Here is an 18,475-nt window from a genome sequence, read left to right on the forward strand (position 1 = left end):
GAGACGTCGGCCATGACCTGGACTGTCGATGCACAACTAGCTTTGACGTCGACTCAAGCAGTCGAGGCAATCCAGTCGGGCCGGCTCAAGGCCGCAGACTATGTCGCCACGCTGCTGGCCCGCGCCGCCGCACTCTCCAGCCTGAACGCGCTGACCACGCTCGATCTGGACGGCGCGCTGGCCGCCGCGCGGCGCGTCGACGCGTTACCGCCCGAAGCGAAAGCGCAATTGCCGCTCGCCGGTCTCGCGATCGTCGTGAAGGACAACATCAATACGGCCGGCCTGCAGACTTCGGCGGGCACGCCCGCGCTCGAGAACTTCGTGCCGAAGACGAACGCGCCTTCGGTGCAACGGCTCATCGACGCCGGCGCGATCGTGCTCGGCAAGGCCAACATGCACGAACTCGCGTTCGGCATCACCAGCACGAACCTGGCCACGCACGCCGGGCCGGTACGCAATCCGTACGATCCGACGCGGATTCCGGGCGGCTCGTCGGGCGGCACCGCCGCGGCGATCGCCGCGCGCATCGCGCCTGCGGGTCTGGGCACCGATACCGGCGGCTCGACCCGGATTCCGGCCGCATTGACGGGCATCGCGGGCTTTCGTCCGTCGGTGGGCAACGGCGGCGCCGAGCGGCGCTATCACGATCCGAACGCTGTGGTGCCGATCAGCCATACGCGCGACACGGTGGGACCGATGGCACGCACGGTCGCCGACATCGCGTTGCTCGACGGCGTTATCACCGGCGCGGGCCCGTTGCCTGTGGTTGGGCTGAACGGTCTGCGCATCGGCTTGCCCGCGCCGTTGTGGGCGGGACTCGAAAAGCAGGTGGAAGGTGTCGCGCGCGCCGCGTTGAACCGGCTCGAGGCGGCCGGCGTGAGCATGGTGCCGGTCGAGATGAGCGAACTGGAGACCTTGAACGGTTTGGTCGGCGGCCCGATCGCGATCCACGAGGCGCGTGAGGACGTGCGCGCCTGGCTCGTCGCCAACGACGCGCCGGTCAGGACCGTGGCCGAACTGGCGGCCCGGATCGCGAGCCCGGATGTGCGCGCCATCTACGACGCCGTGCTCGCCGATCAGCTCGGCGCGCGTTACGAAGCGGCGCTGAACCAGTGGCGGCCGAGCTTGCAGCAGTATGTCGCCGCAACCTTCGCTGACCATCGTCTCGACGCGCTGCTGTTTCCCACCACCCGCCTCGCCGCGGTGCCGATCGACGACGTGCACGGTTCGTCGACGGTATCGATCGACGGCGCCGCGCCGATCGATACGATGGAGGCGTTTCTGCGCAACACTGATTCGGCCAGCACGTCGGGCATTCCGGGGTTGTCGCTCGCGGCGGGGATGACGCGAGGCGGCTTGCCGGTCGGCCTCGAACTGGATGGACCACTGGGCAGCGACCGGCGGCTGCTGGCGATCGGCGTCGCGTTCGAGGAGTTGCTCGGCGTGCTGCCCGCGCCCGCGATTTGATGCGCCCGTCAAACCGCATGCAGCGAGGCCTGCTGCGCAGCCCGTTGCGAGGCACGCTACGAAGCGCACTGCAAGGCCCATTGCGAAGCGCCGCGATGGTCGCGGCCGCGGTCACGGTCGTCGCGCTGGTCTGCGCGTGCGCGCGCCTCGCCGCAGCCGATTCCAACGCGCTATGGAAGATCGTCGACCTCCGCTGCGTGCCGTCGCAACAGGCCAGCGGCACGCCGGGCCAGTGCACGGCTGTCGATCTCGACAAGCGCTATGTGATTCTGAAGGACATCACCGGCCGATCGCAGTATCTGCTGATTCCGACAGATCGCATCACCGGAATCGAAAGCCCGCGTGTGCTGGACGCCCAGGCGCAGGACTACTGGGCCGATGCGTGGGCGTCGCGGCACTATGTGGAGACGTCGGTCAAGCGGTCGCTGCCCGACAATCGGCTCGGTCTCGAGATCAACTCGGTTTTCCGGCGCACGCAGCACCAACTGCATATCCATATCGATTGCATGCGCGGCGACGTAAGCGACGCGCTCGCGCGTCACACGCATGACGCGCCCGGCACGTGGCGCTGGGACACGCTCAACGGAAACCGTTATCGCGTCATGCGGATCACCGCGCTCACGCAAGGAAGCGATCCGTTTCGTGTGGTCGCGCGCGACAACAAGGGGGCCGACGCGATGGCCACGCAAACCATTCTCGTGACGGGCGCGGGACCGTCGGCCGAGCGTGACGGCTGGCTGGTGGTGAATAGCGGCACCGAAGCCGACAACGGCAGCGGCACGGCCGAAGGCTTGCTCGACCATGCCTGCCGGATTGCGGATGGCGGCTGACGCACGCCGATTCGCGCTAATGCACAAATTCGCAGATGCATTGCTCGACAAAATGGTTCTAGTGGTGCGGATTGGTCCGTAGGATCGGCCTGAACGTACACTCCGACCGATCCAACCAATGGCGATATACCTCGACGATACCCAACGCAAAACGCTCGCGCGGCTCGCCGCGAGTTGGACATGGCGCACACAATGGCCAACGTGGGCACTGATCGGCACGATCTACGGTGGATGGGTCGGCGTCGCGACGCACGCGCGCAACCTCGGCTTGCCGCTGACCATCATGCTGCTCGCGTTGCTGGGCGCATGGTACATGTCGCTGCAACACGAACTGCTGCACGGTCATCCAACCCGTTCGCCTTTCGTCAACGCACTGTTGGGCTTCCTGCCGCTCGCGGTGTGGTTTCCGTATGGCATCTATCGCGACTCGCATCTTCGGCATCACGACGATCCACATCTGACGCGCCCCGACTACGATCCCGAGAGTTACTTCGTCAGCCACCGGGTGTGGGTTCGTGCGGGTCGGCCGATTCGTGCGCTGCTGATATTCCGCAATACGTTCATCGGCCGCCTGCTGGTCGGGCCGGCGTTTGCGATTGCGGCAACCGGCGTGGACGCACTTGCGAAAATCAGGCGAGGCGATGGGCGCGACGTGCCGGTTTGGCTTGCACACTTCGCCGCGCTGGCCGCGCTGACGATCTGGCTCCAGCGTACTTGCGGGATACCCGTGTGGCTGTTCATTGTCGGCGTCGGTTATGGCTCGCTGGCGTTGGGCAAGATTCGCTCGTTTCAGGAACATCGCGCGGCGCATGCTCACGAGTATCGCACCGTCATCAATGAAGCGGCGTGGTTCTGGCGTTTGCTGTTCCTGAACAACAACTATCATCTGGTGCATCATGACTTGCCGCATGTACCCTGGTTTGCACTTCGACAGGTGTATGTGACCTCGCGCCAGCAATACATCAAGCGCTCCGGAGGCTTTCTGGTAAAGGGTTACGGCGAATGGTTCAGGCGATATGGAATCACTGCGGTTGCGCATCCGGTGGCTGATGCTGGGTCCGACAAGTTCCCGGAAAGTCCGCCTGCTTCCGTCGGTTTTGCAGGTTAATTGTACGTAAATTGCAGGTAAAACTCATGGTAGTTGTCCGTGACGGAGCTCGCCATGACGCTCACCTATCCGCTGGACTGCACCTTCGCATACGGAGCAGTCTTTGTGAAACCGCCCCTTAGAACTGCTGCAAGTCGAATATCCGCTGCATCGGCATCCACTTCTGTCCGGTCGGCGTCCAGGGCGTGGGAGCCTGGAACCTCCACATCAGATCCTCCCACTGTCGAACCGCCGCATTGATCTCTGCGGCACGGGCCATTCTGTCGGCATCGAATATGGCGTCGTCCGTTTCCATGATCATGAGTAGTCGCGTCCCCAAGCGATAGATCTCCATACTCAGGACTCCATGCTCGCGTATGTGCCTGACGACATCCGGCCAGACCTGGCGGTGAAACTCCTCGTAACGCGCGATCAGATTCGGATCATCTCTTAAATCCAGGGCAAAACAGTAGCGCATAGCCGTTTCCTTTTACGATACATTCGAACCGACAACGAACGGATTGGGGGCGAAGCGCGTCATTTGCCAGACATTACCTTATGCGAGCCTGGCGAATAGCCCACCGTCATGCCTTCGAATTTCCAGAGCCGTCTGGCATTGTCAAATCAATCATGCTGGCCGCTGAACTGCCTTTGCAGCTCGATGATTGCGGGAAGGTGAAAATCGAGAACATCGGGAGCCGCGTTGCCTTGTCGGCGGCAGACCTCCACTGCAAGTTCCAGCGCCCGGGCGCGCGTGATCATCAAGAGGGATAGCGCCTCCCACAGTAAGCCCTTCTGTAACGCGGATAGCCGAAAAGCTTGCTTGGCCTCGACAACTGTAAGTTCAAACGCTTCAGTATCCATTGGCAATTGTCCCCGACAGTTCACATCCACTCCTTGAGTGCGACGCTCATCTTTACCTCCTGGCGCTTACCGTTACATGACTGCGGCACCGCGCAGCCACGGCACGAACTCGCGTTCGCCGATGCCGTTTTCCTCGCTGCAGGTTTTGCCGCCCGAGGCGAAGGCCAGCATCAGCTGAAACAGCCGCGCCCCCGCCTCTTCAATACTGAGCGAGCCGTCGAGGATCTCCCCGCAGTTGAAGTCCATGTCCGAACGCATACGTTCAAAAAGCCCTGTGGTTGTCGCGACCTTGATCGTCGGAACCGGCTTCGAACCAAAGACAGAACCTCGCCCGGTGGTGAAGCAGATCAGATTCGCCCCTCCCGCAATTTGTCCGGTTGCGGACACTGGATCGTAGCCCGGCGTGTCCATGAACACGAGGCCACGTTCGGATACGGGGTCCGCATAGTCGTATACGGCCATGAGCGCGGTACTCCCTCCTTTCGACACCGCGCCCAGCGATTTTTCCAGGATCGTCGTGATGCCTCCCGCCTTGTTTCCGGGCGACGGGTTGTTGTTCATTTCTCCACCCGCATCGCCTGCGTAGTGCTCCCACCACCGTAGCTTCTCCAGCAGCCGATCGGCCACCCCGCGCGACGCGGCTCGCGCCGTCAGCAGGTGTTCGGCACCATAGATTTCCGGCGTCTCGGAGAGTATTGCGGTTCCACCATCGCGTACGAGCAGGTCAACGGCTACACCAAGCGCGGGGTTAGCGGTGATGCCGGAATATCCGTCGGAACCGCCGCACTGCAAGCCCAGCTTCAATCGCGCTGCGGGTACTTCCGTGCGGGTCGCGCGGTCGGCCGCATCGAGCAGCTCGCGGACGATCACGACCCCGCGGGAGATCGTCTCGCGTACACCGCCCTCTTCCTGTATGACGAGCGTTTTGATCGGGCCTGGATTGAGCGGACCCAGCAATTCGGCCAAATCGTTCACCTGGTTGACTTCGCAACCGAGTCCAACGAGCAACACGCCTGCGAAGTTCGGGTTGCACGCGTAGCCAACGAGCGTGCGGCGCAACAACGCAATACCGTCTCCCGTGGCCGACAGGCCACATCCACTCTGGTGCGTGATGGCAACCACGCCGTCGACCCTTCCGTAGGCCGCCATCGCGTCGCCCTTGAACGCATCCGCTATCGCGTGACAGACACTCGCCGAACAGTTGACGCTCCCGATTACACCGACGTAATTGCGTGTTCCGACCTGGCCGTCCGGTCGCTCGAAGCCGAGGAACGTATCCGAGCGATCCACTTCGACGATTCGATACGTCGCATCGTCCAGCAGCCGCTCGCTCTGATGATGTTCCGGCATCCCGACGTTATGTATGTGGACGTGCTCTCCCGCCGCGATGTCGCACAAAGCAACGCCGATCGTCTGCCGGTACTTGACGATGTGCGCTCCGCGCGCGATATCCCGGGTCGCGACCTTGTGACCGGCAGGAATGGGAGTCAGGATTCGCAATGGCTGCCCGATCGCGTCAATCCACACATCCGCGCCCAATGCGCCAAGCGCCACCGCTACGTTGTCTTCGTCATCCAGTTTCACGACAGTCTGGTCTTTCATGATGCCTGCGCCCCTTGCCAGGTCTGCAGCAGTCCGTGCCTCGCCAGGGTGCTCCGCAAACGCGGCTGATCCGCTTGCAACGAGAGCGAATCCGCGAGCTCGATCAGCGGCAATATCCGCCTCCTGACCTTTTCGACATGGTTCTGCGCGATATCCGCGATTCGATGATTGAGATACGGGTTGAGAAACCGCTCACGCACGCTCGCGATATAACACTCGGCGCGACTACGCAAATCCATCGCGGCGAATACCTCAAGGACTTCTTCCTGCCACACTGCCTCAATTCCATCACGCAGCCGTACATCGTTCATCGCGTCGAGAACCGTTTCGGACGAGGCGCGGCGCTCGTTGAGCCACTGCTCGGCCAGCCAGGTATGGACCAGATTGAGGAAGAACAATTTCAACCGCTCGTAACTGCGCAAATCGTCCGTGAGTATGATGTTCTCGTGTGCGCATGGAAGTTGCATGCCGTCGCGGCGTTCGATTGCCCACAGCGCATAGGGCTCGGCTACCGCGCCGACCGGATCGATTGGCTCGGATACGATCCGGTCGACCAGGGAGTTCACCCAGACGCAGTGCTCCTGCAAATAGCCCACGAAGGCTTGAGGGAGCGCCCATTGTTGGGCCAGACCGAGCACGACGTCCCGAAGGGTGTCGCCATTGTTCGCAACGAGTTCACACGGAAAGACTGACACACCGGCACCGGGCCTCTCGCGCCATCGTGCATGAAGCAACGTCAGCAGTTTGGCGGGATAACTGTGCGGCGCCTGCGCAGTGTTCGCCAGTACGGCTGCCGAATCACGCTCGTCGAGCCGATAGCCTGTATCACCCGTGTTCGATACGATTACGCGGACGTCTTCGATCGTCGCGCGTCGGACCGCAGCCCAGTCTTGATCGGCAGCCCATGCCGTGCGTATGGCGTGGCATTCGATCGTCTTGTCCACGACCGAGCCGCCTTCCACGCCGCGAATTTTCACGGGGTAACTGCCCGCTTGCGAGAGCGCAGCGACTCGCACGCGGCTTGATGGATTCCCGGTCGTCTGCACGACACTGATGCCGCCGATCGCATCTCCACGCTCGAGTGCCTGAGACACGAACAGCGCGACGTGAGCCAGCAGGAATCGGCTCGTGCCAAACTGAAGTATAGGTTCGCTCATCCTTCCCGTCCTGATTGGTCCGACGCCACCGGTCAGCACTCCACCAGCGCCTTCACCACGGTTTGCCCCGGCTCGAGCAGACGCGGAAACGCGTCCGGCACTTCCGCAAGCTGCATGCGGTGCGTGTTGAGTGCCTGGTCGGGAATGTGTCCCGCGCGCATCGCCTCGAGCACGGTTTCGAAGTCGACGGTCGTGGCGTTGCGGCTCGCGAGCAAGGTGGTTTCGCGCTTATGAAACTCGGGGTCCGAGAATGCCACCTGGCCAGGAACGATCGAGATGAGCGTGTATTTGCCGCCGTGCGCGACAAAGCCAAAGCCGCGGTTCATCGCGTCGATGTTCCCCGTCGCATCGAAGACAGCATCGAAGAACTCGCCGTCTGTCAGCGACGCGAGCTGCTCCGTATCGTCCGTGCCGACCGCGACGGCGGCGTCCACGCCGAGTTGCGACTCGCAGAATGCGAGGCGGTCGGCACGCGTGTCGAGACAGGTCACGGTGGCGCCGCGAAGCTTCGCGAAGATCATCGCGGCCATCCCGATCGGACCCGCTCCGACCACCAGCACCCGCTGGCCAGCCAGGACATCCGCCCGTCGCACCGCATGCGCCCCGATGGCGAGGAATTCGAGCATCGCTGCCTGATCGAGTGTCACGCCTTCAGCCTTGTGCACGAACTGGGCCGGCACGCTGAGATACTCGGTGAGCGCGCCGTCGCGATGCACGCCCAGCACCTTGATGCCGACGCAACAGTTCGTTTTACCCTGGCGGCATGCAACGCAATGCCCGCACGACAAATATGGCATGACGTAGACGCCGTCGCCGGCGGCAAGTCCCGAGTCGGGCTCTGCTTCTACGACCACCGCGGAAAGTTCGTGGCCCATCACGCGCGGGTATTCCAGATAGGGCTGATTGCCTGTAAAGATGTGAAGGTCGGTGCCGCAAATTCCGACGCGACTGACTCGCAACAGCACTTCGCCCTTTTCGCGCGCGGGTACGTCGCGCTGTTGTACGCGCAAGACGCCCGGGGATTCGCAAATGACGCTAAGCATGGTGGTTTCCTTTTGATCAAGTTAAGTGCGGCGGGTCATACGCCGATGCGATAGAAACGGCATGCATTGCCACCAAACACGTCGGGGGGTGCGGCAGCGCCAAAAAGACGCTCGCAGTCGTCTTCGCACGCGGACAGCCACTCGCCGTAATCACCGCGGATTGCTGCGAGGCGCAGCACGGGCCAGTCGCTGCCCCACATCAGCCGTTGCGGGCCAAATAGATCCGCGAGGATGCGAACATACGGATGAAGGCGCGCGCGAACCGCTTCGACGTCGGCTGCGGGCCCTGCCTCGGTCCATAGCCCGGAAAGCTTGCAATGCACATTGGGCAGGTGCGCGAGGCGCGTCATGGCCGAACACCAGGGCTCCCTTTCGTCCGTCGCGATGTGGGGCTTCGCCGCGTGATCGATGACGATCGGCAAATCAGGGTAACGTCGCGCAAACGCGTACAGCGAGTCGAGATGACGTGGCATGACCAGCGCGTCGAAGCTAAGATCGTGCTCAGTCATCGCCGCGACCGCGCCGTCGAGAGCGGGGTCATCGATCCACGCATCGTCGGCGAGATCCTGAAGCATCGGCCGTAGAGCGCGAGCCTTCGGATGCGCGGCGAATGCCGTGATCCTGGTCGCTGCAACAGCGGCCTTCAGATCGACCCAGCCGACGACGGCGAGCACGGTCCCGGTTTCATCGGCGAGGTCGAGCAAATAGCGCGTGTCTTCGACGGTGGGTAGTGACTGCACAAGTACGGTGCCGTCGATGCGGCCCGCTTCGAGTTCCGGTGTCAGATCGCCGGGGCCGAAATCACGGTAAATCGGGCTCAGTTCTCGGGGAGGCCAGTGGCCCGCACGCTCGCTGATTCGCCAATAGTGCTGGTGAGCATCGATACGTGGCGTCACGCGTCCCCCTCGGATACCGGCGCATTCGCTGCAATCAACCCTTCGTTGCTGAGCGCGGCCCAGAATCCGGCGGGCACACGTTGCTCGAGCCACGCGATGTTCTGCTGCAACTGGGCGACACTGCGTACGCCCACCACGCACGAGACGACGGCAGGATGTGCGAACGGAAATTGCAATGCGGCCGCCGGAAGGGGAACGTCAAAGCGCTCGCACAGCGCGGACAACCGCTGGACCTTCTCGACGACTTCGGCAGGCGCGTCCGCGTAATTGAACTTGCCATTGCCCGCAAGCACACCTGAATTGAACACGCCACCTACGACGATGGCCGTCCCCACGCGCGCACAGCGATCGAGCAGCGGTTCCAGCGCTGTCTGTTCAAGCAGCGTGTAACGGCCGGCGAGCAGGATCGCGTCGAGTGGCGCCTCGTTCATCGCATCGACCGCGATTTCCCACTCGTTGACACCGAGACCGATCGCACGCACCTCACCACTCTGCCGCAGTTCAGCCAACGCGCGTAATCCGCCGCCCGCAACCAATTGATCCCAGAAGTGAGGGTGACGGTCGCCATGTGTCATGGCGCCGATGTCGTGCACATAGAGAACATCGATCCGCGACGTCCCGAGCCGCTGCTGGCTATCCTCGTACGAGCGCATGACGCCACCGTAGCTGTAATCGAAGATTGGCCGGAAAGGAAGCGGTTCGGCCCAGCCATCATCGCCGGGTCGCACGCTCGCGTCGGGCCGCATCAAGCGGCCCACTTTCGAACTTAAAGTGAATGCATCACGCTCGCGCAGCGCGAGTGCCTGCCCCACGCGCCGCTCGGAGAGCGTATAGCCATAGTACGGGGCGGTATCGAAATAGCGCACGCCCGCGGACCATGCCGCCTCGACAAGCGCCGTCGCGTCGGCGGATGACATGGGACGGTAGAGGCCGCCAAGCTGGGAACAACCCAGACCGAGGGCGGGCAACTTCAGCCCGCTGCGAGGCAAGGCGCGCAATTCATGAGCATTCATGGGCCGGGGGTGCAATATGAAGGAATATAGGTTGCCGAACGGGACCGTGAAACGGACCTGCATCGATCCGGCGTAGCATCGCCGCAGGTCCGTGGCCTCGTCAGTAGAGGACGTTCTTTGCTTCCGGGGAATCGAGGTTCTGCTTGTCGACCATGACGACGCCCGTATCGACCTGCTTCGCGACGGGTTTGTGCTCGATGACGCTCACCACAGTCTGAATACCCTTGTATCCCATCTGATAGGATCCCTGAACGGCGATCGCCTGAATCGTGCCGTCGCGTGCGAAGTCCTGCAGGTCCTGGTTGCCGTCGAAGCCGATAGCCACCAGTTTTCCTGCCTTCCCGGACTGCTTGAGTGCGCGGCCCATCCCGACGGCCGTGGGTTCATTGGCGCCGAAAATACCCTTCAGGTCGGGATTGGCCGAAAGCACGTCGGTCGTCTGATTCAATGCAGTAGCCATCTGCGACTGCGAGTAGTATGGCCCGACAATTTGCAGCTTCGAGTGGGCAGCGATGTACTTGCGGAAGCCCCCAACACGCCCGATTTCCGATCCGGCTCCAGGCACATAGGACATGATGGCGATCTTGCCCGTCTGACCGACGCGATCGATCAGCGACTTCGCGCACAGTTCCCCGGCCTTCTCGTTGTCGGTGGACAGGAACGACTGGTAGTACTGCTTGCCTGCATCCGAAAGTGCCGAGTCGATCAGCACGACCGGGATGTGCGCCTCCCACGCTTTCTTGATGGCCGGCACGAGGGCATCAGGATCGGACGGCGCGAGCACGATGCCCGCGACGTGCCGGTTGACTGCGTTCTCGACCATATTGACTTCGTCGGCGATGGCCGATTCAGCAGCCGGTCCCTGGAAGGTCATCGTATAGCCCTTCGCCTCGCCAAGCGCGGCATTCGCGCCTTTCTGCACGTTTTGCCAGTAGTTCGAATTGACCGTCTTGACAATCACTGCGACCTCGCCGCCTGCTGCATACGCCCCCGTCGTGAACATCGTGCAAAGCAGTGCCGATACCGCCATTAATGGGAACTTCTTCATGTCTCGCTCCTATGTCGCGTGGTTAAACTTCTTGTGGTCACCGCTTCCGGCTTCGCAACTGGTCGATCCAGACGGTGCCCAGAATGACGACGCCGATAATGATCTGCTGAATGAAACTGGACACCCCATTCATGTTCAGACCGTTGCGAAGAACGCCGATCACGAACGCGCCGATCGCCGTGCCGGACATCGCGCCCACGCCGCCCATCAGGGACGTGCCGCCGATCACCGCGCTCGCGATCGCATCGAGTTCGTACATGACGCCTTCGTTGGGCTGGCCGGTCACGAGCCGGGACATCAACACGCATCCCGTCACGCCGGCCAGCACACCGGAGAACACGTAAGTGAAAAGCTTTACGCCCTGAACGTTGACGCCGGAAAGTCGCGCTGCCTCCGCATTCGAGCCGACGGCGTGGATGTGACGGCCGAGTGAAGTCTTCGAGAGCAGTACTGAACCCGCGACGAATAGCACGATCATGATGACAACGGGGTATGGAATACCGGGAAAGGTCGTGTCCGGAAAACCGTCAGAACCGATATGGGAGAGGCGAAACAACGCACCGTTGCCAAGCACGCCAAACGCATCGCCGAGGTCGGAGACGGGACGTGCCCCAGTGATCTCCAGTGCAAGGCCGCGTGCGACCAGCATCATGCCGAGCGTCGCGATGAAGGGCGGCAAGCCCATGCGCGTCACGCAGATGCCGTTGACGAAACCGCACAGCCCGCCCACCGTGATCCCGCTGAGCATGGCGACCGGCACCGGCGTACCGGCTTTCACGAGCAGCGCCGCCGACACCCCTGCTAGCGCGAGCACCGAGCCCACGGAAAGGTCGATGCCGCCCGTGATGATCACGCAGGTGGCCGCGACGCCAAGATACGCGATGGAGGTCACCTGCAAGCTGACGGTCATCATGTTGCCGACCGAGAAGAAAGCCGTGCTCGTGATGGAGAACGCGATCACAAGTGCTACGAGGCTGCCCAATGCCGCGAACTTCTGGATGAGCTCGCGCCGCCGCTGACGTGCCGTCCGATCCACGGCCTGGGTCCGATCCGATGTCATTTCAAGCATGTGTGTGTCCCGAAGCAAAGTGCATGATTTCCTCCTGACTGGTCTGTTTCGTTTCGAGAACCGCCGTCATCTGGCCCTCGTGAAATACGGCAATTCGATCTGTCATCCCAAGCAGCTCCGGCAACTCCGAACTGATCAGCACGACACCGACGCCGTCTGCCGCGAGCCTGTCCATCAGCCCGTAAATGGCGAACTTAGCTCCCACGTCGATCCCGCGCGTGGGCTCGTCGAAGAACAGGATCTTCGATCCGCGATAGAGCCACTTGCCGATCACGACCTTCTGCTGATTGCCGCCGGACAGGTTGCGTACGATCTGGTCGACAGATGGCGTGCGGATAGCCAGTTCCTGCACGTAGCGCTGCGCAACCGCAGCCTCGTCGCTAAAACGCAGGAAGCCGGCGCGCGACGAGATGGCCCGCACATTCGCAAGCGTGATGTTCGCGGCGACGGGCATCGCGAGCGCGAGACCGTCCTGCTTGCGGTCTTCCGACAGGTATGCGATGCCGTGACGGATGGCTTCGCGCGGCGAGCGTATCGTCACGGGCTGACCGTGAAGCGTAATCGCGCCGCCGTCGAGCCTGTCGGCACCGAAGATCGCGCGGGCGACTTCGGTACGGCCTGCGCCCATGAGACCGGCGAAGCCGAGGATCTCGCCTTGGCGAAGCTCGAATGAAACCGGACCGAAGACGCCTGCCCGACTCAGGTCGCGCACGCGCAGCAGCACGGTGTCGGTGGGCCGCGACTGCCGCGGCGGATACGCGTCTTCGAGCGAACGTCCCACCATGCGGGCGACGATGTCGTTCACGCTCAGCGCGGAAAAGTCATCGGTGGAAATATGGCGACCGTCGCGCAGCACTGTCACGCGGTCGACGATTTGCGCCATTTCGTCGAGACGGTGCGAGATGTAAAGGATCGCCACGCCTGCCGCCCGTAACTCCTTGATGATCCGAAAGAGCTGAACCGTTTCCGATTCGGTGAGCGACGAGGTGGGCTCGTCCATGATCAGCACAAGGGCGTCGAGCGACAGCGCTTTCGCGATTTCGACCATTTGCTGCTGCGCGATGGACAGCGCGCCGACCGGCATCGTCGGGGCCACGTTCAGGCCGACGCGTGCGAGACAACGCGCCGCGTCGGCGTTGAGCTTGCGGGAGTCGACAAACGGCCCGCGTTTGGGTTCACGTGCGAGGTACAGGTTTTCCGCCACCGTCAGGTGCGGTACGAGGTTGAGCTCCTGATGAATGATCGCGATACCGGCCGCCTGTGCCTCGGACGTCGAATGAAACCGCACCGGCTCGCCACGATAACGAATGGTGCCTTCGTCGGGCGAGTACTGACCGCTGATGATCTTCATCAGCGTGGACTTACCTGCCCCATTTTCACCACAGACGGCGTGGACCTCCCCACGCCGCAGATCGAGGTGAATGCCGTCGAGGGCGATGACGCCCGGAAAGCGCTTGCCGATGCCCTCCAGGCGCAGGATTTCCCGGTCGGGGAACTCGTGGGGCTCGGCAGCGAGGCTGGACGGACCGTGAAGCATTGTCATTGCGTCTCCTGTGGAAGGCCGATCTGGCGCTGCGCGCTGGTCAGTCCAATTTGGTTTAATTAAACAGAAATTTCGCCAATTGGTCAAGCCAATACGAACTTTTGTAACTGACCTTACCAAGATGACAAAACCTTTGACTGGGGCAGATCGACTGTCAAGTATGGCTTTCCCCGGTTATGCTAGAGTTACCGAATGGCTCCTGATGCCACCTATGACTGGCAACGACCTGCAATATGAAATCGACAGAACCAAAGCGGCTTTACCAAACTGTTGCCGCACAGATCCTCGCGCTGATTCGTCAGGAGGAATTTCCCGCTGGAGAACGGCTGCCGCCTGAGCGTGAACTGGCCTTAAAGCTCGGCGTGTCACGTCCGTCGCTGCGCGAAGCACTCATCGCGCTGGAGATCGGCGGTCAGATAGAGATCCGGATGGGGTCGGGCGTTTATGTGCGCGATGCAAGCGCGGACGACGTGAGCGTGATGGGCGCGCTTGGCGACAGTCCGTCGGAGCTGATGCAGGCGCGCGCTGCTATAGAAGGCAGCGTGGTCGTGCTTGCTACGGCGCGCATGACGGCGGCCACGCTGGATCGTCTGCGCCGCATGATCGAGCGCATGCGTCGACTCGCTGCAGCGGGCAAATCGCCCGTTGAAGCGGATCGCCAATTCCACATGCTGATTGCGGAAACCGCAGGTAACTCGGTGCTCAGCCGCTTTGTTGGAGAGCTGTTCGATAGCCGCCACGATCCCATTGCAGCCGCCATGCGGGGTCACACGGAAAGCGCGCAAACCTGGACCGCAGCGGTACGGGAACACGAGGACGTACTGAAAGCGCTGCAGGCTGGCGACCCCATCGCCGCTCAAACAGCGATGCGCGCGCATTTAAGGGCTTCCGAAGAACGATGGATTAGCGGCGCGTTGAAGCAACGCACGGATTGAGGACAGACGTTGTACGCGAACGTGGCCAGATCATCGAGCAAGGTGCGGAAGCTATGCACCGGAAAGCCATCCTCGCCAAGCCTGGAGGCGTCCTTCGCTTTCGCCTGGTCCGAACGACAAAATCTCTGGAACACCTATCTGACGGAGAGCCACAGTACGCCGACCGCGATGGTCAGGACGGTCAGTGGCGCGCCCACTTTGAAGTAGGTCCCGAAGCCGATCTTGACGTTCTGCGCGCGTGCCCGTTGCACGACGATCAGGTTGGCGACCGATCCCAGGATCGTGAAGTTGCCAGCCAGAGTGGACGCCATCGCCACCGTGAGCCAGGCGTGCTGCTGGTTCTGAAGATGGGCGATGAAGGGTTTCAGCACCAGGACCGCGGGTACGTTGCTTACGATGTTGGAGAGCACCGCAGTGATGCCGCTCAGGACCGGCAGCCGGTCGAGCTGCAGGCGGCCCACCGCCGCAATGATCTCCGGCGACAGGACCGTCTTCTCGAGTCCGGCGACAACGATGAAGAGTCCGGCGAACATGATCAGCAACGATCCGTCGATTTCGCGATAGACCTTGTCGGCCTTGACACGTCGGGTGAGCAGCAGCAGTGCGCCCGCGACGATCGCCACCTTGGCCGACGGCACACCAGCAAAGAACCCCACCACCATCGCGAGCGTCACCATGACCGACTTGATCACGAGCGGCGAGTTCGCGCGCGGCGCCTGCGGTTCTGCATGGAGCCTGTCGCGGGTCCAGAATTCGCGCCGGAATGCTAGTGCGATCAGGATCACCGTGAGCAGCAGCCCGATTCCGGCCACCGGTGCGAGCGTGGCCGCAAACGTCCCATACGGAACCTGCGACAGGCTGCCGATGATGATGTTCTGCGGGTTCCCCGTGATCGTCGCCGTGCTGCCGATATTCGACGCCATTGCCACCGCCAACAGGTAGGGCACCGGATTGCGCCGCAACTGCGTCACCAGCCCGAGGACCAGCGGCGTCAACACCAGGCAGATCGTGTCGTTGACCAGAAAGGCCGAGAAGAAACCGGAAACGAAGGTCACCGCAGCGAGCAGGATGACCGGATGGCGTGCGCGCGTCACCATCCACGCGTTGACCAGCCGGAAGAAGCCGGAAAGCCGCAGATTGGCGACCACGATCATCATGCCGAGCAGCAGCGTGATCGTGTCGAAGTCAATGGACTGGTAAGCCTCCTTGAGCGTCATGATCCCGCAGACCACCATCAGGCTCGCGCCGACCAGCGCCGCGCCGGCCCGGTCAAGGTGCAGGCCAGGAACCCGGCCGACGGCGACGACCAGGTAGGTCGCGGCGAAGATGATGATCGCTGCCAGTTCGGGCGCGCGATGGTGAATGCCCAGCACGGCAGTGCGTGCCGGGCCGGGATCGGTCCTGAACAGGAAAGCCGCGATCAGACCAATCAGACCAACTAGGACGACTGCCACGAAAAGCCAGCCGGCCATACGGAGGGGCGATCGTCGTCCCGTACCTTCCGGTGGGACTGTAGTCGGAGAAACAGGGGGCCGGAGGTCAGATGGCATGGTGTCAGTTCCCAGTGGAGGCAGCCGGAGCCCGGGTGAGATCCGCGACCACTATGAAGAACAGCGCGCTAGACGGCGATTATGGGCGACGACTGGAGTACTCCGCAACCCGCCATTCGCTGAAAGCGGGCACGAGCGGCCGGGATGGGTCGACGAAAGTGGCCGTGTTTCGCCGATTGACCGCAGCACGCCGTCGTCTTACTCGATCTTGAACTGTCCGACGGTGGATGCTAGCGCGCTGGCCTGTGTCTGCAACTCGGTCGCTGCCGCTGCCGACTGTTCAACAAGCGCCGCGTTCTGCTGCACCATCCCGTCGAGTTGCGTGACCGCGCGATTGACTTCCTGAATCCCGCGCGTCTGCTCGTCGGCCGCACATGTGATCTCGGAGATGATCGTTGTAACATTCGCGACATTGGTGACTATCTCGTTCATCGTCTCACCCGCCAGACGCACCTGGCCCGAGCCCGCTGCGACGCTTGCGACCGTCGACTCGACCAGTTCCTTGACTTCGCGCGCAGCCTGCGCGCTTCGCTGCGCGAGGCTGCGCACTTCCTGCGCGACGACTGCGAAACCCCGGCCTTGCGCGCCCGCGCGCGCGGCCTCGACAGCAGCGTTCAGCGCGAGAATGTTGGTCTGGAACGCAATGCCGTCGATCACGCCAATGATTTCACCGATCCGGTCGGACGCTTCTTCAATCGTTGCCATCGTCGCAACCGCGGCAGACACGACCTCACCGCCATGCGACGCGATCTTCGCTGCGACCGCCGCACGCTCGTCGGCCTCGCGAGCCGCCGCGGCAGACTGATCGACCGTCCCGGTAATTTCCTCCATCGATGCCGCCGTCTGCTGCAGGCTCCCCGCAGCCGACTCGGTGCGCGACGACAGGTCGTGGCTTCCCGCTGCGATCTCGTTCGCGGCGGCACGCACCGATTCGCTCGCATCTCGGATCTGAACCATCACGCGTTGCAGTTTGTCGACAAAGCGGTTGAACGAGCGCGCGATGTCGGCCACTTCGTCGCGCCCGTCGGCCGGCAGACGCTGGGTCAGGTCACCGGTGCCCGAACCGATAGCCGCCATCGCATGACAGACATGCAACAACCGGCGGAACGCAGTCGTCGTGATTGCGCCGACGAATAGCGACGCGATGCCAACGATCACGATGAGCGACACGAGCGAGGCAGTCAGTAGCGACCGCATCCCGGCGGTCGCCTCGGACTTGTCAAGAGCGATGACAACGTGCCAGTCCGTTCCCGGTACCGATTGGGCGCGCACCAGTTTCGCTTTCTCACTGACCGTCAGCTCGATGGGCGTTCTGGCCGCCGCGAACGAAGCGGGAGCCATCCTGCCGAAATCCGCCGCGACATCAGTGACAGGCTTGAATATCAGTTTCGGTTCCGGATGCGCGATGATCCGGCCGCTGTCATCGATCAACATGCCGAAGCTTGCCGGAGTCGGATGGATTGTTTTCACATTCGCAACCACGCTGTCCATCGCGATGTCCCCCACTACGACAGCCTTCACCACACCGTTGCGCACGACCGGAACTGCGATCCCGACCAGTAATGCGCCGCTGGTGCTCACGTAAGGCATGGCGATCGGCTTACCGGCCTGCACGGCCTTCCTGTACCAGGGGCGACTGGTCGGATCATAGTCGGCCGGGATGTTGGGCCAATCGGTGAATTTCGCCGTCTTATCGGCATAGCCGACGCCAACGTCCCAGAATTTACCCGCGGCAGCGACCTGCTTGAGCGCGGGCATCGGATCGGACGACAGCGCCACATCCTGCAGCGACGAAATCATCCGGGTGTTCGAGGCGACCCATTCACCGATCGCGACAGCATGGTCGCCTGCAACCGAGGTCAGGTTGCGGTCAATCGTCTCGTCATTGTTCGCCTTCGTGATGACGTAGTTAGTCGCGGTACTGGAAACGACTGAGAAGACTACCAGGGCTATGCAAGCGCAAAGAATGCGAGCGCGAATCGACGATAACATCGTAAAGCCTCTTTTATTGATAACTGATCTGCGTCAAGTACACTTTTTTGGGTGGACGACACGATGGACGTTACCCACGGGCCCTTGTTTTATGTCGCCCCTTCCTCGTACAAAGGGAGCCAATGTTATCGCCCGATCCTGCGGCGGCTCTGGAAGATGCTCCACGCGCCGTTATGCTGGCGAAAGAAAAACATCTGCGCGGAATTTCACGTGCGATCGCGCCCGCCGACCAAAGGACTCGCCGATCATCAAGCCCGGATTTTTGAGCTATCCATTCAGGTATCCTTTTGATTCGTTCCGTGACGACAAGATCGTACGCCTCCAGGGCCCGCACATTTCACCGGCTAGTGGCACGATTCAGCAGATTGCACGCGTTTTT

General features: G+C 62.2%; 16 protein-coding genes. 4 read left to right on the forward strand and 12 right to left on the reverse strand.

What is annotated here, in order from left to right:
• Positions 1–12: 12 nt before the first annotated feature.
• From iaaH to DLM46_RS08365, 3 genes are all read left to right on the forward strand, one after another.
• The gene (gene iaaH / locus DLM46_RS08355) at positions 13–1,467 is read left to right on the forward strand and encodes an indoleacetamide hydrolase (RefSeq protein ID WP_115100280.1); all 1,455 of its coding nucleotides are present in this window, start codon (positions 13–15) and stop codon (positions 1,465–1,467) included.
• A gap of 95 nt (positions 1,468–1,562) precedes the next feature.
• Positions 1,563–2,297 carry a CDP-diacylglycerol diphosphatase gene (locus tag DLM46_RS08360; RefSeq protein ID WP_115100281.1) on the forward strand — a complete coding sequence of 245 codons (735 nt, stop codon included), beginning with the start codon at positions 1,563–1,565 and terminating at the stop codon, positions 2,295–2,297.
• 118 nt (positions 2,298–2,415) lie between these two features.
• Complete coding sequence (locus tag DLM46_RS08365; protein ID WP_115100282.1) at positions 2,416–3,405, forward strand: fatty acid desaturase; 990 nt, start codon at positions 2,416–2,418, stop codon at positions 3,403–3,405.
• 118 nt (positions 3,406–3,523) lie between these two features.
• Here DLM46_RS08365 and DLM46_RS08370 read toward each other — a convergent pair whose 3' ends face one another.
• The 10 genes from DLM46_RS08370 to DLM46_RS08415 all read right to left on the reverse strand — a co-directional run bounded on the left by DLM46_RS08370 (position 3,524) and on the right by DLM46_RS08415 (position 13,619).
• Positions 3,524–3,862 (reverse strand): L-rhamnose mutarotase, encoded by a 339-nt coding sequence (locus DLM46_RS08370; protein WP_115100283.1) that lies wholly within the window; start codon positions 3,860–3,862, stop codon positions 3,524–3,526.
• Between the two features lie 146 nt (positions 3,863–4,008).
• The gene (locus DLM46_RS08375; RefSeq protein ID WP_115100284.1) at positions 4,009–4,248 is read right to left on the reverse strand and encodes a hypothetical protein; all 240 of its coding nucleotides are present in this window, start codon (positions 4,246–4,248) and stop codon (positions 4,009–4,011) included.
• A 72-nt stretch (positions 4,249–4,320) separates the two neighbouring features.
• Entirely contained in the window at positions 4,321–5,850 is a 1,530-nt protein-coding gene (locus DLM46_RS08380; RefSeq protein WP_115100285.1) for a UxaA family hydrolase, read from the reverse strand.
• Complete coding sequence (locus DLM46_RS08385) at positions 5,847–7,007, reverse strand: mannitol dehydrogenase family protein (protein WP_115100286.1); 1,161 nt, start codon at positions 7,005–7,007, stop codon at positions 5,847–5,849. Before DLM46_RS08385 ends, DLM46_RS08380 begins: the two co-directional genes overlap by 4 nt.
• 32 nt (positions 7,008–7,039) lie before the next feature.
• Positions 7,040–8,050, reverse strand: a complete 1,011-nt coding sequence (locus tag DLM46_RS08390; protein WP_115100287.1) for a zinc-binding alcohol dehydrogenase family protein — start codon at positions 8,048–8,050, stop codon at positions 7,040–7,042.
• A 35-nt stretch (positions 8,051–8,085) separates the two neighbouring features.
• On the reverse strand, positions 8,086–8,946 hold the full coding sequence (locus DLM46_RS08395; protein WP_115100288.1) for an amidohydrolase family protein: 861 nt from the start codon (positions 8,944–8,946) through the stop codon (positions 8,086–8,088).
• Positions 8,943–9,959: an aldo/keto reductase gene (locus tag DLM46_RS08400; RefSeq protein ID WP_115100289.1), complete on the reverse strand. Its 1,017-nt coding sequence runs from the start codon at positions 9,957–9,959 to the stop codon at positions 8,943–8,945. The genes DLM46_RS08395 and DLM46_RS08400 overlap by 4 nt, the downstream gene beginning before the upstream one ends.
• Before the next feature lie 100 nt (positions 9,960–10,059).
• Entirely contained in the window at positions 10,060–11,007 is a 948-nt protein-coding gene (locus DLM46_RS08405; RefSeq protein WP_115100290.1) for an ABC transporter substrate-binding protein, read from the reverse strand.
• A 37-nt stretch (positions 11,008–11,044) separates the two neighbouring features.
• Positions 11,045–12,076, reverse strand: a complete 1,032-nt coding sequence (locus DLM46_RS08410; RefSeq protein WP_115100291.1) for an ABC transporter permease — start codon at positions 12,074–12,076, stop codon at positions 11,045–11,047.
• Entirely contained in the window at positions 12,069–13,619 is a 1,551-nt protein-coding gene (locus DLM46_RS08415) for a sugar ABC transporter ATP-binding protein (protein WP_115100292.1), read from the reverse strand. Before DLM46_RS08415 ends, DLM46_RS08410 begins: the two co-directional genes overlap by 8 nt.
• A 233-nt stretch (positions 13,620–13,852) precedes the next feature.
• Between DLM46_RS08415 and DLM46_RS08420 the strand changes: the two genes are divergently transcribed.
• Entirely contained in the window at positions 13,853–14,554 is a 702-nt protein-coding gene (locus DLM46_RS08420; protein ID WP_115100293.1) for a FadR/GntR family transcriptional regulator, read from the forward strand.
• Positions 14,555–14,688: 134 nt separating this feature from the next.
• Here the strand turns inward: DLM46_RS08420 and DLM46_RS08425 are convergent, their stop codons facing one another.
• On the reverse strand, positions 14,689–16,026 hold the full coding sequence (locus tag DLM46_RS08425; protein ID WP_115100294.1) for an ArsB/NhaD family transporter: 1,338 nt from the start codon (positions 16,024–16,026) through the stop codon (positions 14,689–14,691).
• Between the two features lie 276 nt (positions 16,027–16,302).
• Positions 16,303–18,096 (reverse strand): methyl-accepting chemotaxis protein, encoded by a 1,794-nt coding sequence (locus tag DLM46_RS08430; RefSeq protein ID WP_115100295.1) that lies wholly within the window; start codon positions 18,094–18,096, stop codon positions 16,303–16,305.
• Positions 18,097–18,475: the final 379 nt, after the last annotated feature.

Source organism: Paraburkholderia lacunae (assembly GCF_003353175.1).
Classification (GTDB): domain Bacteria; phylum Pseudomonadota; class Gammaproteobacteria; order Burkholderiales; family Burkholderiaceae; genus Paraburkholderia; species Paraburkholderia lacunae.

Excerpts from the sequence above, each read along its gene's own strand:
- DLM46_RS08425 (WP_115100294.1), bottom strand. The coding sequence starts at position 16,026 with ATGGCCGGCTGGCTTTTCGTGGCAGTCGTCCTAGTTGGTCTGATTGGT.
- DLM46_RS08420 (WP_115100293.1), top strand. The coding sequence starts at position 13,853 with ATGAAATCGACAGAACCAAAGCGGCTTTACCAAACTGTTGCCGCACAG.
- DLM46_RS08390 (WP_115100287.1), bottom strand. The coding sequence starts at position 8,050 with ATGCTTAGCGTCATTTGCGAATCCCCGGGCGTCTTGCGCGTACAACAG.
- DLM46_RS08360 (WP_115100281.1), top strand. The coding sequence starts at position 1,563 with ATGGTCGCGGCCGCGGTCACGGTCGTCGCGCTGGTCTGCGCGTGCGCG.
- DLM46_RS08370 (WP_115100283.1), bottom strand. The coding sequence starts at position 3,862 with ATGCGCTACTGTTTTGCCCTGGATTTAAGAGATGATCCGAATCTGATC.
- DLM46_RS08375 (WP_115100284.1), bottom strand. The coding sequence starts at position 4,248 with ATGGATACTGAAGCGTTTGAACTTACAGTTGTCGAGGCCAAGCAAGCT.
- DLM46_RS08400 (WP_115100289.1), bottom strand. The coding sequence starts at position 9,959 with ATGAATGCTCATGAATTGCGCGCCTTGCCTCGCAGCGGGCTGAAGTTG.
- DLM46_RS08385 (WP_115100286.1), bottom strand. The coding sequence starts at position 7,007 with ATGAGCGAACCTATACTTCAGTTTGGCACGAGCCGATTCCTGCTGGCT.
- DLM46_RS08380 (WP_115100285.1), bottom strand. The coding sequence starts at position 5,850 with ATGAAAGACCAGACTGTCGTGAAACTGGATGACGAAGACAACGTAGCG.
- iaaH (WP_115100280.1), top strand. The coding sequence starts at position 13 with ATGACCTGGACTGTCGATGCACAACTAGCTTTGACGTCGACTCAAGCA.
- DLM46_RS08410 (WP_115100291.1), bottom strand. The coding sequence starts at position 12,076 with ATGCTTGAAATGACATCGGATCGGACCCAGGCCGTGGATCGGACGGCA.
- DLM46_RS08405 (WP_115100290.1), bottom strand. The coding sequence starts at position 11,007 with ATGAAGAAGTTCCCATTAATGGCGGTATCGGCACTGCTTTGCACGATG.
- DLM46_RS08365 (WP_115100282.1), top strand. The coding sequence starts at position 2,416 with ATGGCGATATACCTCGACGATACCCAACGCAAAACGCTCGCGCGGCTC.
- DLM46_RS08415 (WP_115100292.1), bottom strand. The coding sequence starts at position 13,619 with ATGACAATGCTTCACGGTCCGTCCAGCCTCGCTGCCGAGCCCCACGAG.
- DLM46_RS08430 (WP_115100295.1), bottom strand. The coding sequence starts at position 18,096 with ATGTTATCGTCGATTCGCGCTCGCATTCTTTGCGCTTGCATAGCCCTG.